General features: G+C 54.7%; 17 protein-coding genes. 5 read left to right on the plus strand and 12 right to left on the minus strand.

From position 1 onward, the window contains the following. Positions 1-21: 21 nt before the first annotated feature. From ACK4S7_RS02385 to hflK, 3 genes are all read right to left on the minus strand, one after another. Complete coding sequence (locus tag ACK4S7_RS02385; protein ID WP_409644152.1) at positions 22-1,518, minus strand: trypsin-like peptidase domain-containing protein; 1,497 nt, start codon at positions 1,516-1,518, stop codon at positions 22-24. Positions 1,519-1,636: 118 nt separating this feature from the next. Then, the gene (gene hflC, locus ACK4S7_RS02390) at positions 1,637-2,482 is read right to left on the minus strand and encodes a protease modulator HflC (protein WP_409644154.1); all 846 of its coding nucleotides are present in this window, start codon (positions 2,480-2,482) and stop codon (positions 1,637-1,639) included. Beyond that, on the minus strand, positions 2,479-3,597 hold the full coding sequence (gene hflK / locus ACK4S7_RS02395) for an FtsH protease activity modulator HflK (RefSeq protein WP_409644156.1): 1,119 nt from the start codon (positions 3,595-3,597) through the stop codon (positions 2,479-2,481). Before hflK ends, hflC begins: the two co-directional genes overlap by 4 nt. Positions 3,598-3,668: 71 nt before the next feature. Between hflK and ACK4S7_RS02400 the strand changes: the two genes are divergently transcribed. The 5 genes from ACK4S7_RS02400 (at position 3,669) to ACK4S7_RS02420 (ending at position 8,986) form a co-directional block, all read left to right on the plus strand. Next, on the plus strand, positions 3,669-4,643 hold the full coding sequence (locus tag ACK4S7_RS02400) for an Mrp/NBP35 family ATP-binding protein (RefSeq protein ID WP_409644159.1): 975 nt from the start codon (positions 3,669-3,671) through the stop codon (positions 4,641-4,643). After that, the gene (locus tag ACK4S7_RS02405; protein ID WP_409644162.1) at positions 4,640-6,916 is read left to right on the plus strand and encodes a molybdopterin cofactor-binding domain-containing protein; all 2,277 of its coding nucleotides are present in this window, start codon (positions 4,640-4,642) and stop codon (positions 6,914-6,916) included. Before ACK4S7_RS02400 ends, ACK4S7_RS02405 begins: the two co-directional genes overlap by 4 nt. Beyond that, positions 6,916-7,914, plus strand: coding sequence for a ferrochelatase (hemH, locus tag ACK4S7_RS02410; RefSeq protein ID WP_409644264.1), 999 nt, complete (start codon positions 6,916-6,918; stop codon positions 7,912-7,914). Before ACK4S7_RS02405 ends, hemH begins: the two co-directional genes overlap by 1 nt. A 111-nt stretch (positions 7,915-8,025) precedes the next feature. Then, positions 8,026-8,748 (plus strand): acetoacetyl-CoA reductase, encoded by a 723-nt coding sequence (gene phbB / locus ACK4S7_RS02415; RefSeq protein ID WP_409644164.1) that lies wholly within the window; start codon positions 8,026-8,028, stop codon positions 8,746-8,748. Between the two features lie 13 nt (positions 8,749-8,761). Then, positions 8,762-8,986 (plus strand): ribbon-helix-helix domain-containing protein, encoded by a 225-nt coding sequence (locus tag ACK4S7_RS02420; protein ID WP_409644166.1) that lies wholly within the window; start codon positions 8,762-8,764, stop codon positions 8,984-8,986. A 280-nt stretch (positions 8,987-9,266) separates the two neighbouring features. Here the strand turns inward: ACK4S7_RS02420 and ACK4S7_RS02425 are convergent, their stop codons facing one another. The 9 genes from ACK4S7_RS02425 to ACK4S7_RS02465 all read right to left on the minus strand — a co-directional run bounded on the left by ACK4S7_RS02425 (position 9,267) and on the right by ACK4S7_RS02465 (position 18,078). Next, on the minus strand, positions 9,267-9,899 hold the full coding sequence (locus ACK4S7_RS02425; protein WP_409644168.1) for a LuxR C-terminal-related transcriptional regulator: 633 nt from the start codon (positions 9,897-9,899) through the stop codon (positions 9,267-9,269). Positions 9,900-9,975: 76 nt separating this feature from the next. Further along, complete coding sequence (murA, locus tag ACK4S7_RS02430; protein WP_409644170.1) at positions 9,976-11,256, minus strand: UDP-N-acetylglucosamine 1-carboxyvinyltransferase; 1,281 nt, start codon at positions 11,254-11,256, stop codon at positions 9,976-9,978. Between the two features lie 36 nt (positions 11,257-11,292). Next, complete coding sequence (locus ACK4S7_RS02435; RefSeq protein WP_409644172.1) at positions 11,293-11,895, minus strand: 2-hydroxychromene-2-carboxylate isomerase; 603 nt, start codon at positions 11,893-11,895, stop codon at positions 11,293-11,295. After that, the gene (locus tag ACK4S7_RS02440) at positions 11,895-12,623 is read right to left on the minus strand and encodes an SDR family NAD(P)-dependent oxidoreductase (protein ID WP_409644174.1); all 729 of its coding nucleotides are present in this window, start codon (positions 12,621-12,623) and stop codon (positions 11,895-11,897) included. The genes ACK4S7_RS02435 and ACK4S7_RS02440 overlap by 1 nt, the downstream gene beginning before the upstream one ends. Then, entirely contained in the window at positions 12,620-12,961 is a 342-nt protein-coding gene (clpS, locus tag ACK4S7_RS02445; RefSeq protein WP_409644176.1) for an ATP-dependent Clp protease adapter ClpS, read from the minus strand. The genes ACK4S7_RS02440 and clpS overlap by 4 nt, the downstream gene beginning before the upstream one ends. A 206-nt stretch (positions 12,962-13,167) precedes the next feature. After that, positions 13,168-13,800, minus strand: coding sequence for a phasin family protein (locus ACK4S7_RS02450; protein ID WP_409644178.1), 633 nt, complete (start codon positions 13,798-13,800; stop codon positions 13,168-13,170). Positions 13,801-13,900: 100 nt separating this feature from the next. Next, positions 13,901-15,040: an acyl-CoA dehydrogenase family protein gene (locus ACK4S7_RS02455; protein ID WP_409644181.1), complete on the minus strand. Its 1,140-nt coding sequence runs from the start codon at positions 15,038-15,040 to the stop codon at positions 13,901-13,903. A 140-nt stretch (positions 15,041-15,180) separates the two neighbouring features. Further along, the gene (locus tag ACK4S7_RS02460) at positions 15,181-16,374 is read right to left on the minus strand and encodes an acyl-CoA dehydrogenase family protein (RefSeq protein WP_409644183.1); all 1,194 of its coding nucleotides are present in this window, start codon (positions 16,372-16,374) and stop codon (positions 15,181-15,183) included. A gap of 63 nt (positions 16,375-16,437) precedes the next feature. After that, complete coding sequence (locus ACK4S7_RS02465) at positions 16,438-18,078, minus strand: PHA/PHB synthase family protein (RefSeq protein ID WP_409644185.1); 1,641 nt, start codon at positions 18,076-18,078, stop codon at positions 16,438-16,440. Between the last annotated feature and the right edge of the window lie 44 nt (positions 18,079-18,122).

Genomic DNA, 18,122 nt, shown 5'->3' on the forward strand with positions numbered 1-18,122 from the left:
CTGGATAGAGGAGATGTTCCTCTATCCAGTTATTCCGACCGCTACATATTGTTGAGGACCACCAAGGCGTCTCACCCCTAATAGAACATTCTCCCGCCCGTTCTTTTTGGCCAACGCGATTTGCGCCACCAAATCCGTTATATCAGCTATTGGTTTATAGTTGACTGATACAATGACGTCACGGCGCGTAAGGCCTGCAAGGGCACCCGATCCAACTCCTGGAACGGCGACCGCAACACCTTTGGTTTCTGGAGCTAGTCCTAACTGGCGAGCGATCTCTGGTACGATCGTCACGCCAGTTACCCCGAGAAAATCTCTGAGCTGTTTAACGTCCGAACTTTCGTTTGTATTTGTCTGGTCGTTTCCATTGTCTTCAGGGAAAGTTGCTTGCGCCAGTTTTTCCTCAGTCGGGCGAGTGCCCACCAAGGCGTTCAGACTCATTGGCTTTCCTTCACGCAGGATATCTAGCGGAATACGTGTACCGGGTTTGATGTTTGCAACAATGTACGATAACGTTGCTTCGGGAGTGACCTCGCGACCGTTAACGCGAATTACAATGTCGCCTTCCTTTAGCCCAGCCTTGTCTGCGCCTTCGCCCGACACTACCCTGGCAACAAATTCGCCACGATTTTTTTCAAGACCAAGGGCATCGGCAAGTTTCTCGTTCACTGGCGTAATGCTGATGCCCAGATAGCCACGCTCGGGACGAACACCCTTTTTCAAAGATTCGACAACCGGAACGGCTTCTTCGGCAGGAATGGCAAAGCCGACGCCGATATTGGCACCCACTGGAGAAATCAGACGGTTGTTAATGCCAACCACCTCTCCCTTAAGGTTGAACAACGGGCCACCGGAGTTTCCGGGGTTAATCGCGGTATCGGTTTGGATGAAGCGGTCATAAGCACCCCCGGCGCCGATATTCCGCTGCAATGCCGAGATGATTCCCGCCGTCACAGTGTTACCAAGGCCAAGCGGGTTACCAATTGCGATCACCCAGTCACCCACGCGGCTCTGCTTGGAATCTGCCATTTTTACAAATGGTAAGCCAGTAGCGCGGATTTTTAGCAATGCGATATCTGACGACGGATCACGGCCGACGATCTCGGCCTGATATTCTTTGCCATCAAAAAGCGTCACGGTCACGCGGTCGACAGCATCGCCAGCGGGCCCACCGGCAACCACATGATTGTTAGTAACAATATAACCGTCACTTGAGATCAAAAAGCCCGAACCGCCGCTCGCTTGTTCCTGGGTCACGGGGCGACGTTCGCCAGTAAACGGGTTGAAGCTGGTCGCTACCTGTACTTTCTGGCGCGTGGCAATGTTGACGACCGCTGGCTGCAATTGGGCAGCGAGATCAGCAAAACTCGAAGGCGCGCCGCCTGGAGCGAGGTTAACCTGTTCCGAAACGGCAAGGCCAGTTTGCGCGGTGACGGGATTACCGTTTACTAAAGCAACGGTGCCGCCAGCCATCAGAAGCGCGGTGGTAACTGCATAAGCGTAACGCACGGATATCATTCCTCTCGTCTATTCAAATGGGCAATACGCCCGAAAATCTTCCAATCGTTGGCGCGGCAAAGCTTAACGCCAATTGAATGGGCGCCGGGTCAACCGGCAAACGTGTGTGATCCTTCGACTAACGTCCGTTGCGGAATTTTTCCAGATAGGCATTCTGTGGCGACAGGATCACATTTGTTGCACCTTCGCCGTTCTGGAACGTCTGACGATAGCTCTGCATCGCACGATAAAAATCATAGAAGTCAGGATCCTTGCCGTAGCTAATAGCATAGATACGGGCGGCTTCTGCTTCGGCGTCAGCGCGGATAATTTGCGCCTCCTTCTGGCCTTCAGCATCGATGGCGATCGCTTCCTGGTTTCTGGCGCTGCGCATGCGGTTATAGGCCGACTGCAACGTTGCTGCGGGCAAATCAGCCCGTTTGATGCGGACATCGATCACTTCGGCGCCGTATTTGCGCGCTTCACGATTGAGGGCGGTCTGGATATTCTCCATAACTTCTCCACGTTCCGCACTTAACAGGGCTGCAAAGGTTCGCTTGCCAAGTTCATTGCGGAGCGACGATCCCAAAATAGTGCGCAACTGGTCGCGCAACCGATCTTCGGTTCGAATAGTTCGGTACATCTGTGCCGGTTCTGTTATCCTGAAACGCGCAAAGGCATCAACCTGAAGCCGAAGTTGGTCTGTGGACAAAACTTCTTGCTGTTCCATCTGTACACTCAACACCCGCTTATCGATCATTTGAATCTGTTCAACAAACGGAATACGAAATGTAAGGCCCGCGCGGGTTTGACCGAATTTTTCACCCGGCTGGTAAGCGTTTACGATACGGTCGACCTTGCCATAGCTGCTGATAATGGCCTGTTGCGTTTCAGGCACCACGTTCACTGACATGCTCATCAAGATAAGCGCGCCGATTGCCGTCATTGCAAGATAGATCGGGTTGCGCAGGAAGGTACTGATCATTGCTTGTTCCCTGTCACGGTCACGGGCTCGGTCTTCGGAGCGGCCCTTTTCTGGAATTCAGGTATCGGGAGGTACGGCGTCACACCGCCAGTTTCGACAATTGTCTTATCGACCTTACCAAGCACTTGCTCCATGGTTTCATAATAAAGTCGGCGCTTGGTTACTTCAGGCGCCTCACGATATTGTACGTAGATTTTGTCGAACTCGGCGGTTTCACCCAGCGCAAGTTCGGTCACCCGGCTGGCATAAGCGCGGGCGTCGTTAAGGTAGCTTTCGCGGCGTTGCTGCGCAGCGTTCACTTCACGGAACGCGTCGTTGACTTCCGCTGGGGGATCCGACTGACGTATCGAGATACTCTGGACCAACACCCCTGCGCGATACTCGTCAAGTACTTGCTGCATCCTGCGGCGAACCTCTAATTCGATAGCGCCACGGCCAGGGCCAATAGCCTGTGTGAGGTCGAAGTTGGCGACCGCGGCACGCATGGCACTTTCGGCAACTTCCTTGACCGTGTCTTGCGGACTGTCGAGCTGGAACAGATAAAGCTCCGGATCTTTAATTGACCAACGGACGTCATACGCCATGTCTATGATGCTCTGGTCTCGCGTCAGAACCAGATTCTCGCTGCTTGCCTTAGGCGAGCCTATGGACGTTGTCTGAATTTGCCTCGTGTCTATCTTAGTGATGTTCTCTATCGGCGCGGGCAAGGTAAATTGAATGCCCGGCTGCACCGTGCGGGCATATTTACCCAGTTGCGTAACAACACCCTCTTGCTCAGGACCAATCCGGTGCACACTGGTCCAGATAAGCCATAAAGCGAAAAATGCTCCGATAAGGAGCGGCCACCAGCTCTTGCCGTCTGGACGCTGCGGCAATCCACCAAATCCGCCGCCTTTTCTGCGCAGCAGTTCTTCTAATGACGGACCGCGCGAGCGTGCGCGGGCAGCCGGTTCAGTTGATGGATCCCAAGGGTTAACCGGATCGGGTTTGGGGCTGCCGCCGCGTCCGTTTGAACTGCTTGCTGCTCCGGTGTCTGAGGAATCCGGCGAATCCCACGGTCCCTTGCCATCTGTTGCCAAAGTTACGGGTCCCTGCTTGTCGATTTTTTTGCTCATAACACCTTTATAGGAACGGTTTTTCAGAAAAACAGTGTCAATCCCGCAATTCTGAATCTATTCGGCAAGACATGTCCGATTTTACCACCTTTTCTGATGCGATCGCTGCTGTTGTCGGGAGCCGTGCGAGCGGGTTAAAGGTCGCCGACAATTCAGTTTCACTGATGCTTGATGTATCCGGTCTAACTGCAGAGCAACGCACAGAAATTGAAAGCGATGTCCGCTCCGCCGCCGAGCAAGTTGGCGCGCAGTCCGTGCGTATAATGTTGACCGCAGAACGCATCACGCCGCGCCTGATCGCTGTTGCGAGCGGCAAAGGCGGTGTTGGAAAATCAACCCTCTCGACAAACCTCGCTATTGCCATGGCCCGCGCAGGGCGATCGGTCGGTCTGGTTGACGCTGATATATATGGCCCGTCGCAGCCAAGGCTGATGGGCGCGGAAGGCGTAAAGCCGGAAGCTGAAGGCAAAATGATGATACCTGTCATAGGCGCAGGGGGGGTTCCGTTCCTTTCTATGGGGCAATTGGTCAATCCAGGGCAGGCCGTTGCGTGGCGGGGTCCGATGGCAGGCAATGCGCTGTCGCAGCTTGTCGACGCCAAATGGGGCAATGTGCGCGATATCGTGGTTGATTTGCCGCCAGGCACCGGCGATATCCAGTTATCGATGATTCAAAAGCATAAGCCTATCGGTGCAATTATTATTTCAACGCCGCAGGACCTTGCGCTGATGGATGCGATGCGCGCCATCAGTTTTTTCGATACCGCCAAAGTTCCGATCATTGGTCTCGTCGAGAATATGGCGGGATATTTATGTCCGCATTGCGGTGAAATGAGCGATCCCTTTGGCTCCGGCGGGGCGGAGGCGGCTGCGAAGGAACTAGGCATCCCCTTTTTAGGCCGAATACCGCTCGACATTAAAATACGTATGGAAAGCGATGCTGGTACGCCGCCTGCATTAGGTGAAGGCCCAATCAGCAGTGCTTATGCCGCGATTGCGCGGCAGGTCATCACATGGATTGATTCGCCGAAAGACGGCGCTGCATGAACGAAGCGCAAGCGCACAAAAATGGCATTGACCGCCGAAAACTGCTAGTTGGCGGCGGCGTTGGTGTTGGGCTTTTGGTGGCGTGGGGACTTTGGCCACGGCGTTACGCGCCCAATTTGCGCGCTGCAGACGGGGAGCATTTGTTCGGTCCTTGGTTGAAAATTGGCGAGGACGGAAAAGTTGTCATCGCCATCCCGCAAAGCGAGTCAGGACAGGGCGTATATTCCACACTCGCGCAAATCATAGCTGGCGAATTGGGTGCTGACTGGCGCTCAGTCGCGGTGCAGCCCGTTGCTCCTAGCCCGATATTTGCAAACGCCTTATTGGCACGAGAATGGTCGCCGGCATTTTTGCCCGAGAATGTCGCGATCGATGTCAATAGCGGCTTTGTGGCCGGCAGCATTAACGAATTGGCCCGTCGCGAAATGTTTGTCGTAACTGGCGGATCATCATCTATCCGGCAATTTGAAAAGCCATGCCGCGAAGCAGGGGCCGTAGCACGTACTTTGCTGTGTCAAGCTGCAGCTGCGCGTTGGGATATTGCATGGGAGCAATGTCAGGCCGACCGGGGTTTTGTCACCGCAGGAAAGCGCCGCTTGTCGTTCGCAGAACTGGTGGTTGAGGCCGCTGCTCTTGATGTGCCATCGCCGATTCCGTTGAATCCGTCTCCCAGAAACCGGCTTTCTGGCCGTGACGCCCCGCGGCTTGATCTGTCTGCCAAGGTTGATGGAAGCGCAAGCTTTGCAGGTGACGTGCGTTTGCCTGACATGCTTTTCGCTTCAGTCCGGGCAGGGCCAGCAGGGGACACTAGCCTGCTCTCGGCGGACACGAAAGCAGCGGTCAAAATGCGTGGCGTGGTTCAGGTTGTGAAGAACGACAGCTGGGTCGCGGCAGTGGGCAGTAATTGGTGGGCGGCAAACAACGCTCTTGATGCAATGTCGCCAGTGTTCCGCACCAAAGGGCAAATGGCAAATAGCAGCGAAATTGCACAGTCAATATCCAATGCGATTGCCAAAGGTCCGGGTTTTCGAGCGACAAAAATCGGAGATGTTGATGCCGCCATGGCGCCTGAAACGGCAACGCGGATATTTAAGGCGGATTATTCAGTCGGGGCCGCTTTGCATGCACCCATCGAGACGCGTTCGGCGACGGCAGAATTTCGGAGTGGGCGCCTGCAACTTTGGTTGGCAACGCAGGCACCACAATCTGCGCGGCTGTCAGCAGCAAAGGCCATTGGCATCAGTGCTGATGACGTCGTCCTGTATCCGGTATTGGCCGGCGGCAGCTTTGACCGCAACTTCGATAACCTCATTGCAGCGCAGGTCGCAGTCATTGCCAAGGAAGTTGGCCGACCTGTCCAATTGACTTGGTCGCGTGCAGAAGATCTGCTCCGCGATCATGTTCGCAGTCCTGCCCTGGGCAGGCTGTCAGCGGCTATGAATGAGGAAGGGGCGGTTACGGGCATTGCCTTGAAGGTCGCCGCTGCATCCACTATGCGCGAACTTGCCAATCGGATTGATGGCCAATCACAGGATGAGGCGCGCAAGTCCGCGTCAGGTGAATTTGACGTGCTAGCAGTTGACGGCGCGCAGATTCCCTATGCCATACCCAATATCAGCATAGATCATTTTCCGGTTTCCATGCCGATGCCAACGGGTCCATGGCGCGGACTGGCGAACAGCTACAACTGCTTTTTTGTTGAGGGATTTATCGACGAACTGGCGCACAAAGCGGGTGTCGAACCTTTGTCATTCCGTATGCAGATGTTGGTTGGCCAGACACGACTGGCCCGGTGCCTTACGGGTGTTGCAACGATGGCTGGATGGGATGGCGGCGTCGCGGGCAGCGGTCGAGGTATCGCCTGCCACAGCATGCGTGGCAGCCACATCGCCGTGATCGTCACCGCACGGACCAGTGAGACTGGCGTACGTGTCGACCGGATTCATGCCATGGCCGATTGCGGTCGTCTAATTAATCCCGACGTGGCCCGGCAGCAGATTGAAGGCGGCATCGTCTTCGGTTTGGCACAAGCGTTGGGCTCCGCCACTGATTTTGAAAGCGGCCTACCCACCGCTCGCCGCTTGCGCGACATTGACCTTCCGAAATTGGCAGACGTTCCCGAGATTACCGTTGAATTCGCGCGCAACGACGAAGCGCCTGGCGGAGTGTCCGAACTTGGCGTGCCTGCTGTTGCGCCCGCCATTGCCAACGCCCTATTCTCCGCAGCCGGTATCAGGCTTCGCGAACTGCCTTTATTGTCCCGAGGACTATGATGACATTACCGATTGATCACCCCCCAATAGCGACGCCAAAAATCGGCGTTTTGCTCGTTAATTTGGGGACCCCGGACGAACCGACGACACCTGCCGTGAAACGCTATCTAAAGCAGTTTTTGTCCGATCGCCGTGTAGTCGAGATTCCGCCTTTGATTTGGCAGCCAATCTTGCGCGCCATCATATTGAACACGCGTCCCCAGAAATCCGCAGAAGCTTATGCAAAGGTATGGACCGAAAAGGGATCGCCGCTCGCATTTTTCACGGCAGGACAAGCGGAAGCACTGCAGGTCCGGATGGGCGATAGTGCCGACGTCCGCTACGCAATGCGCTACGGCAACCCGTCGGTCGCTGATCAGCTTGCCGCAATGAAGACAGCAGGTTGCAACCGAATTTTGATTGCGCCAATGTATCCACAATATTCTGGCGCAACCACCGGGACCGTTCTTGATGAGGCATATGCAACGCTGACAATGATGCGGTGGCATCCTGCCATTCGGACATTGCCTGCCTATCACGATGATGCGGCTTACATTGGTGCTCTTAAGACGTCCATTGAAGGGTCTTTGGCCAAACTTGACTTTGAACCAGAAGCCATTGTCATCAGCTTTCACGGCATGCCCGAACGCACATTGCATTTGGGGGACCCCTACCACTGTCATTGCCAGAAAACCGCGCGTCTGCTGTCGGAAGCCATGGGTCGTGACCTCGTCGTCAGTTTTCAGTCGCGCTTCGGCCGCGCGAAGTGGCTTGAGCCAGCGACGGATGATACGCTCATGCGTTTGGCGCGCGAAGGCACAAAGAAAGTTGCGATCTTTGCCCCCGGATTCTCGGTCGACTGCCTCGAAACCCTTGAAGAGCTGGCAATGCAGGGACACGAGCAGTTTGAAGAAGAAGGCGGCACTCATTACGCTTATCTGCCCTGCTTGAACGATAGCGATGTCGGCATGGACATGGTTGAAGTAATCGTGCGCCGTGAGCTTGGCGGCTGGCTTTGAGATCACATACAGCGTTGCAGAAAATTTCCCAGACTAACGTTTACGGTAACTTGCGCTTGCCCACTGGCACGGTAATCATCGTAAAAAAGGAATGAACGAGGAGAGCGGTGCATGACACGAGTTGCGGTGGTTACTGGGGGAACCAGAGGTATCGGCGAGGCGATCAGCTTAAAATTGAAGGAAAAAGGAAGGTTGGTCATCGCCAATTACGGCGGGAACGAGGCAGCAGCCAAAGCCTTTTCAGAGCGCACTGGCATTGCCGTGCAAAAATGGGATGTCGGCGACCATCAAAGCTGCCTTGACGCGTGCGCCGCAATTGAGGCGGAATATGGTCAAATCGATATCATGGTGAATAATGCTGGGATCACCCGCGACGCCACCATGGTCAAGATGACCTTCGAACAATGGGATGAAGTTATCCGCGTCGACCTCACAGGTTGCTTCAACATGGCAAAGGCGGTTTTTGCCGGAATGCGCGAACGCAAATGGGGCCGTATTGTCAACATTGGCTCCGTCAACGGTCAGGGCGGGCAAATCGGGCAGGTTAATTACGCCGCGGCAAAGTCCGGTATCCACGGCTTCACCAAATCGCTTGCGGCAGAGGGCGCGCGGTACGGTGTAACGGCCAATGCCATTGCCCCTGGATATATTGGCACCGAAATGCTCGCGACTATCCCTGAAAACGTAATGGAGAAAATCGTCGCGCAAATTCCGGTTGGTCGCCTTGGAGAGCCACAGGAAATCGCGCGCGGAGTTGAATTCCTCACCAGTGACAATGCAGGTTTCATCACCGGATCGACGTTATCGATCAACGGTGGACAGCACATGTATTGATGGTAGTTCAAGCTTGAGCATTTACCACCCGCCTGTGAAGCGCAGTATGACAGTAGCGGGACATCAGACGTCGATCAGCCTCGAGCCATTTTTTTGGGATAGATTGCGCGCAGCAGCCGAGCGGGAGAGGTTGCCGGTCAACGCCGTCGTAGCGCAGATCGACGCTGCACGACTGGAATCGGATACACCGTGCGGCCTGGCCAGTGCAATACGGCTGTGGCTAATGGCCCGCAGTTAAAAAAGTACCGCCACATCATCGATGTGGCGGTACGAATAACAGCTTGGAACTAACGAAACTTCCAAGGAGCTTAACTTAACTTTCGGTCACAGACGAAGGCGGCTGGCTAATTGAAGGCTGGCAAAGGGTACCAGATAATGTGCCTCAATGTGGAGGGGGAACTTGAAACACATTTCGCCTTCAAGCCCGCGCTGTTGGCCTGTGCAAGTATAATGCCCGTTCGTACAAAAAAGTGAAATACCGCATATGCACTGTAGTCAGGTTCAATGACGTAAGCGGATCAAAGTCCTGCTTCGACGGCAATTCTAACTGCATCTGCGGCGTTTGAGGTCGACAGCTTTTTAAACATCAGCATCCGGTGCATCTGAACCGTTTTTTCGCTTAGCGACAGGCGATAGGCAATTTGTTTGGTGCGGAAACCCCGCGCCATCTGCTGCAATATTTCGCGTTGGCGGGGAGACAGACGATCAACAATTTGCGCCGCCCTCTGCTGCCGCACCAGGCCGATGCTTTCTTCCTCTGGAAGCACTTCAATCTGCGAACCGACAAACAGTTCAAGATTACCCTGATCATCAAACAGGGGCGCAATCATTACGGCATTACGGAACGGTGAGCCGTCCTTACGGTAGTTAATAAGCTCCGCCAGAGCCGGACGTTGCCCGTGTACAGCAGACCGCAACTTCTCTGTTTGGCCGTTTTCAGTGTCGGGGCCACGCAAAAAACGGCAATTGCGGCCAATCGCTTCGGATTCAGAGTATCCGGTGAGCGCACAAAATGCTGCGTTGACCGCAATAAGAGGATTGTCTGTTTTGGTAGGGTCGCTCACGACGGTTGCAATCGGGCTAAACCGTATAGACTCCAGAACTGGATGCGGCTTGGCTATGTCGGGCTGCGAGGCGAGGTCTAATTTCACTTTGATGCAAGATGCCGCAAAATTGTCCATCTGGCAACAGTTGCTTCATTTCATCCGCTGTATGTGCTGCAATAGATTACTCCGCGCCCACCCGTTCAACGTCAGCGCCGACAAGCTGCAGCTTCTCTTCAAGTCGCTCATAACCGCGATCCAGATGATACAGGCGGCTAACATGTGTTTCCCCCTCTGCGACCAAGCCAGCGATCACCAGGCTCATCGATGCCCGAAGATCAGTCGCCATAACGGGCGCGCCTGTGAGCTTCTTGACGCCATGCACGATAGCCGTCCGGCCTTTGGTTTCGATATGTGCGCCCATGCGATTCAATTCCGGGACGTGCATGTAGCGGTTTTCAAAAATGGTTTCGGTCAGTACGCTGGCGCCGTCTGCCATGCACAGCATCGCCATAAATTGGGCCTGCATGTCGGTGGCGAATCCTGGATATGGCGCAGTGGAGATCGTCAACGGCCTCAATTTGCCGTCGGATGATACGCGAATGCCAGTCCCCGTATCCTCCACGGTGACGCCCGCTTGGCGCAAGGCATCAAGTGTCGCGTCCATCTCGCTGGCCTTGGCGCCGACCAGTTCAACATCGCCGCCTGTTATCGCCGCAGCACAAGCATAGCTGCCGGCTTCGATCCGGTCACTCATCACGCGATAAGTCGCGCCGTGCAGGCGGTCTTTGCCGTGAATAATCAGGTCTGACGTTCCGATGCCTTCAATCTGCGCGCCCATGGCGACAAGCAAATTGCACAGGTCAACAATCTCGGGCTCACGCGCAGCGTTGTGCAGAACGCATGTGCCTTTGGCGAGGCTGGCGGCCATTAGGGCATTCTCTGTCGCGCCGACCGACACGACAGGGAAAGTGTAAGTCCCGCCCGGAATGCCTTTCTTCGCAATTGCCTTCACATAGCCCGCCGCGACTTCTATCTCGACGCCAAAGGCCTCAAGCGCCTTGAGATGGAGGTCAATCGGACGGTTACCTATTGCGCATCCGCCGGGAAGCGAAACTGTCGCCTCGCCTGCGCGGGCCAGCATTGGGCCAAGGACAAGAATCGACGCGCGCATTTTGCGGACAAGGTCATAAGGCGCCACGTTGCTGGTGATCCGCGTTGCTTCCAATGTCATGACGCGGCCAAAATCTTCGGGACGTGATCCGGCAACCGTGGTCGATACTCCGAATTGGTTCATTAAATGCTGGAAGCCATCGATATCCGCGAGGCGGGGCAAATTGCGCAACGTCAGCGGCTCATCGGTCAGGAGCGCACAAGGGATCAGCGTCAACGCGCTGTTCTTCGCCCCTGAAATGGGAATTTTGCCTTTTAGTGCGTTGCCGCCACGTACGATTATCTTATCCATCGCAGGGTATTTAGCGGGAATTAAATGCGGCGCAACTTAGGATTTGGTAAGCGCTGCCTCAACCTGCCCCAGCCGTTCCTTGCCCCAGAACATATCCTCACCCACAAAGAAGGTCGGCACGCCAAATGCACCGCGTTTTGCAGCGGCTTCAGTGTTGGCTATTAGCGCAGCCTTCACCTCTGGGTGTTCGGCTAATGTAAGCAAAGCAGAACTGTCGAGGCCAGCCTTATTGAGCACATCGCGCACAACATCAACGTCGCTGATGTCCGCCGCGTCGCTCCACATCGCCGTCATGATCGCGTCAACATATGGCGCGAAGCAACCGAGCCGCTGGGCGGCGATTGCACCGCGCATCACATATAGCGAGTTTATGGGAAAACGCGGGTTCATCCTGAACGGGATCGCATGTGCTTTCACGAAACGGTCAAATTCCAGCATCTCATATTTCTGCTTGGCCGGCGTCTCGGCATAGCGAAGCATTGGCGCTTGGTTGTTCGTGAGCTTGAACAGCCCGCCAAGCAAGATGGGCACATAAACGGCTTCCGCGCCAGTTCGCGCGCAGAGTTCGGGCAATATTTTGTGCGCCAAATAGCTATTGGGCCCGCCGAAATCGAAAAGGAACTCAAAACTTTGGGTCATTAGAAAGTCTCCGACCAAGGCCGCAGGTCCATTTCATGCGTCCAAGCGCTGCGATGTTGTTTGTGCAAGGCCACATATTGCAGCGCGATGGCCTCGGGTGACAATATCCCGTCTCCGGCTTTCGCAGTCTCAAAATCGGGACGGATGCCCCGGATGAAGGCCGTATCGATGCCACCATCGATGATGACATGTGCGACATGGATATTTTGCGGTCCAAGCTCACGCGCCATCGACTGGGCAAGCATACGCAGCGCGCCCTTTGCGCCTGCAAAGGCCGAATACCCTTTGCCGCCTCGAATGCTCGCGGTTGCCCCTGTAAATATGATCGTGCCCGACTGGCGTTCAACCATGCGGCGCGCAGCCTCGCGCCCCATGAGAAACCCTGCGAATGCGGCCATCTCCCAAACTTTGCGATAAACCTGAGCTGTCATGTCCAGCACCGAGAAATTAACATTGGCTCCAATATTGAACACCGCGACTTCAATTGGCCCGACGTCGCGTTCAATCGCTTCGACCATCGTGACCACCTCATCCTCGATACGGGCGTCTGCAGGATAGGCCCGTGCTTCATATCCCTCTGCGCGAATCGACTGGGCCAGCGCTTCAAGCTGTTCTGTGTTGCGTGCACGGCGGTTGACACATGCCACATAGCCTTCGCGGGCGAAAGCTTTGGCAATCGCGCCGCCAGTTGCATCACCCGCCCCAACGATAAGGGCGGCCTTAGTCACGCTTTTTCAAGCGTGCACTGCAGTGGATGCTGGTTCTTCTGGGCGAAGTCCATCACCTGAGTCACTTTTGTTTCGGCAACTTCATAAGTAAAGATACCGCAAACCCCGACGCCCTTCTGGTGGACATGCAACATCACGCGGGTCGCCTGATCCGTATCCATCTGAAAAAATGCCTTAAGCACATGCACAACAAATTCCATCGGCGTGTAATCGTCGTTCAGCAGCAGCACTTTATACAGGCTTGGCTTTTGCGTCTTGGGACGCGTGCGCGTGGCAAGTCCCACCCCGGGGGTGCCGCCTGGTTTATCATCGTCATCCTGCGCCATGAAAGTCTGCATCTGCCTAAAATAGGATAGGGGAGGGTGACTCTGCAAGCCCCGTTCATCATCTATTCTGTCGTACCAAAAAGAAACCGCCCTTTCCGCAAGGGAAAGGACGGTTCTTTGTTGGATTGCACCGGCTGATCTCGACTGCCTGCCACCAAAAGGAGGAGAGAGAGAAGGTGGCAAGTGCATGACCCGCCGGAGCAATAGCGTGTAAAAGCTTATGCAGCTTTCTTGAAAAGCTCAGTCGTTGCCGCAATGCGGTTCGAGATTGGCTGGAACATTTCGCTGACCAGCTTGACCATCGCTTCGGTATTCTTCGAACCCTGTGCAACGGCGGTATCGAAGCCCTTACGAGCCAATTCACTTTGAAGCTTAACGAAATCTGTTGGCGACTTGACCGAAGTCAGTTCCTTGACGGCAACCTGAACTTCTTCAAAATTCTTCTTGGCGAATTCCATGTTGGTCTTGCCCATTTCCTGAGCGCCCTTGGCAACAATTTTACCGGCTTCAACGATGGCTTCGACGTTTGCCTTATTGAACTCGACGGCTTCAGCGGCAAATTTCTTGCCCTTTTCCGTAGCTTCAACAGCCTTTTCACGAACGTCGGCAAAAAACTCCGTTGCCTTTTCAGTGGTTTTTTCAGCAGTGGCTTTAACAGTGTCAGTCATTTTTGATACTCCTTGAGCAATCGGTGTTGATTCAACAGGCACGGTTTTGGGAGCCGACGAAGCAACAGGCTCTTCCGCCTTTGTCTTCGCAACGGTGCTAGGAGCAGTTTTCACGGCAACGTCTTTCGCAACCGCAGCTTTTGCAGTTTTCGTTGAACCGTTGGTTTGTGTTTTACTGGTCATTTCTGAGCACCATTTCTGTTGTGTTGCACTGCACAATAATGATTGGTGCCGTGTGTGTCAACAAGAAATGGTGCAGTGCACAAAAATTGTGAAAGGCGCTTTAATCTGCCAATGTCAGCCGCTCAAAACGTTCATAATGATGATCCGCAGAACCGAATTGATTTTCAATCATCGTCGCCCGTTTGAAAAAATGGCCAATGGCCAGTTCCTGCGTAATACCAATGCCGCCATGCGTCTGGATTGCATTCTGCCCGACGAATTTCGCGGCGCGTGAAACCTTCGCCTTGCATGCGGACACTGCTGCCATGCGTTCAGCCGCTGGCAGATCAAGCTTCAGTGTCGCCATTGTGGTCATCGACTTCGATTGTTCGACCTCCATGAACATATCGACCATGCGGTGCTGAAGCACCTGGAAGCGCGAAATAGGTTGCCCAAACTGGTTGCGCTGGCGCGCATATTCCAATGTGCCCTGATGTAATTTCGCAGTCACGCCACAGGATTCAGCGCAGACGGCAACCGTTGCTTCGTCGACAATGCGTTCAATAAGCGGCAGGCCAGCGCCTTCGTCACCCAACAGGGCGTCCGCAGGGATGGTCGCGTTTTCGAAGTAGACTTCTGAGGCCTGAAAACCGTCCACGGTTGGATAATCGCGGCGCACAATACCCTTTGCATTTGCGTCGATCAGAAACAAGGATACTCCGTTCACATCGGTATTTGCGCCGCCAGTGCGCGCAGTGACGAGCAAATGCGTCGCCCATGGCGCAGCATAGACCACGCCCTTGTGACCGTTTAAAACATAACCGGCGCCATCCTTCTTCGCTGTGGTGCGAATATTGGCGAGGTTGTAGCGGCCTTGCGGCTCGGCATATGCAAAAGCGATGATGACATCGCCGCTAATGATGCCGGGAATAACTGCGTCGGCAACTGCCCCGCCAACAGCCTTCAACGCGCCACCACCCAGGACGACTGTCTGGAGATAAGGTTCAATGGCTATAACTTTGCCCAGTTCTTCCATAATCAACGCGTTTTCGAGATAGCCCCCACCAAGGCCACCGTGATCTTCGCTGAACGACGCGCCCAACATACCAAGATCCTGCGCCAGTGCCTTCCAGATACCGGGGTCACGCCCTTTGCTGCTCGCAATCATCTTGCTGCGGCTGTCGAAATCATACGTGTCCGCCAAAAAGCGGCTCAGGGTTTCGCGGATCATGTCCTGCGTTTCGGTGTAGCTGAAATCCATGTGAAGTGTCTCTCCGTCGTCGCCTTATTGGCGGTTCATTTCCCCCCTCCCGTCTGCGGGAAGGGCCGGGGAGGCCAAGTCACGTCTCTTGCGAAAGTGATCCTCCCCCTTTCCCCTCCCGCGAACGGGAGGGGGAGCGGTTAAATTCCCAGTACCATCTTTGCGATGATGTTGCGTTGGATCTCGTTCGACCCGCCGTAAATCGTCGTCTTGCGGGCATTGAAATAGGTCGGTGCTGCGCGATGCGAGTAATCCGGACCGATTGGGTGTTCATTGTCACCATCGCCAAAGCCACGGAAGTAAGGCGCACCATAATGGCCCACCGCTTCCAGCGCGAGTTCGGTAATGCGTTGCTGAATTTCCGACCCCTTGATCTTCAGCAGGCTCGACTCAGGGCCAGGGCCCTTGCCCGACGCTTCGCCGGCAAGGCTGCGCAGTTCAGTAAATTCAAGCGCTGTAAGGTCGATTTCTAGTTCCGAAATCTTGCGCTTGAAGAATGGGTTTGCGATCAACGGGCGGTCGCCGTCCTGTTCGGTGCGGGCAATTGCCTTGATCTTTTCCACGCCGCGCTTGGAACGTGCGACTGCGGCGATGCCAGTACGTTCATGCGCCAGCAGGAACTTGGCACAGGTCCAGCCCTTGTTTTCTTCATAAACGCGGTTTTCGACGGGCACGCGCACGTCCTCTAACCAGACTTCGTTGACTTCATGCTCACCGCCCAGAGTAATGATCGGGCGCACAGTGACACCGGGCGACTTCATATCGATCAACAGGAAGCTAATGCCTTCCTGGGCCTTGGCGTCGGGATCGGTGCGCACGAGGAAAAAGCCCCAATCCGCATACTGGGCCATAGTCGTCCAAGTTTTCTGACCATTGACAATATAGTGATCACCATCACGCACGGCCTTGGTGCGCAACGAAGCAAGATCGGAACCGGCGCCTGGCTCGGAATAACCCTGACACCACCAGTCATCGCCCGACAAAATGCCGGGAAGGAAACGGGCTTTTTGCTCGGGCGTACCAAAAGTGTAAATTACCGGCCCGACCATCGACAGGCCGAATGGCATCGTACCAACGCAGTCAGCTGCCGCGAGTTCTTCAGACCAAATGAAGCGCTCAGTGGCCGTCCAGCCAGTGCCGCCATATTCAACTGGCCATGCAGGCGCGATCCAGCCTTTTTTGGCAAGAATGCGGTGCCATGACAGGAAATCTTCTTTGGAAAGGTCATGCCCTTCGTCCTGAACAGACCGGAGGTTCTCGGGATAGTTTTCGGCAATGAACGTGCGCACTTCCTGCTGGAAGGCGATTTCTGCGGGGCTGAATTCCAGTTGCATCACGATTCTCCTAAAAAGCTTAATCTCGACCTAGTAGACGTTTACGTAAACGTCAACTGAATCTCACCGGGCTTTGACATAGCTTCCTGGAGCTGATTCCAGAGCCTTCAGAGTGCCTTGGCCAGGCTGGCGCGCTCCTGTCGCTGGCACGCACGTAGAGCCCTTTTCTGTCAACCAGGAGAACCAATCGGGCCACCAGCTGCCCTTGGTCTCGGTCGCTCCGTCAATGAAGGCCTGAAGCGAGGTCGGCGAAGCGCCATTGGTCCAATATTGATATTTCATTTGGGCGGGCGGATTGACCACGCCAGCTATATGTCCGCTGCCGGCCAATACGAATTTCGTTGGACCGCTAAAATGCTCCTGCAACTTCCAGACACTTTCAGCAGGTGCGATATGGTCCTCGCGTCCAGCCTGAATATAGGTTGGCGTCTTTACAAGGCGCAGGTCAATTTGGGTGCCGAGTGCCGACATGTCATTCGGCTTCACAAGCCGGTTATCGCGATAGAGGTCGACGACATAATTGCGATGCCATTTCGCGGGCAGGTTGGTAACGTCCCCATTCCAGTGCAGCAGGTCAAAGGCGGGATAATCCTCACCCAGCAAATAATTTTTCACGACCGTCGACCAGATCAGGTCCTTGCCGCGCAACAGGTTGAAAGTCAGCGCAAGGAACCGGCCATCCATATAACCTTGTGGCGCGCTCAGCGCTTCCATCATGGCGATCTGTTGGTCGTCAATAAAATGCAGCAGTTCGCCGCCGTCGCTGAAATCGACTTGAGCCGTAAAGAATGTTGCACTCCTTACCTTGTCAGCAGCATCGGTGGCGGCAAGAATAGACAGGGTTGCGGCCAAGGTTGTACCGGCGACGCAATAACCGATCGCGTGGACGTCCTGCACATCAAGGCCAGAGCGAACCGTATCAATCGCGTCGATCTGTGCGGCAATATAATCGTCCCAGACAATGTCCTTCATCGAGCTGTCCGCCGACTTCCACGACACGACAAAAACCGTGATGCCTTGATCGACACAATATTTGATGAAGCTTTTTTCTGCCGTGAGGTCGAGAATGTAGAAGCGGTTGATCCATGGCGGAAAAATGATCAGCGGCGTTTCCAGAACATTTTCCGTTGTCGGGTCGTACTGAATGAGCTGATACAAGGGCGTCTGGTGTACAACTTTGCCCGGCGTTGCCGCAATATTTTCGCCAAGTTTGAAGGCACCGGAATCGGTATGCGTCAATTGGCCGCGTTGTAAATCCTGCATGAGATGCTGCATGCCCGACATCAGGCTCGCGCCTTTGGATTCCATCGCCCGCTCAAGGGCCACTGGATTGGTAAAGGGCGAATTGGCCGGGCTCATTGCTTCGATGATGCTGCGCAGTGCAAAGTCCATTTTGGCTTTGTCATTTTCCGCCAAGCCTTCAAGCTGGTCTGCCGCAGCCAACATATATTCAGACATGGCCTGATAGCTTTGGCGAACCAAGTCGAAAACCGGATGCTCCCACTGTGGTGCTGCAAAGCGGCGATCGGTCGTATCGACCTTGTCCCGACCTGACCTTGCGAGTGGTTCCAACACTGTTCCCCAAGCATCCAGCGCCGCATGATAGGCCTTAAGCGGGTCAGTGCTGGTGACGGCTGATTGCTCGAACAATCTCAGGAACTGGCTGGAGTCCATGAACGGCGGGATTTGAGATGAGTCGGCCATACTGACAGGCATATCAAAGCAAATGAAATTGTCGAAGATTGTTT

Origin of the sequence: Sphingorhabdus sp., from assembly GCF_046292425.1 — a bacterium.
Lineage (GTDB): Bacteria > Pseudomonadota > Alphaproteobacteria > Sphingomonadales > Sphingomonadaceae > Sphingorhabdus_B.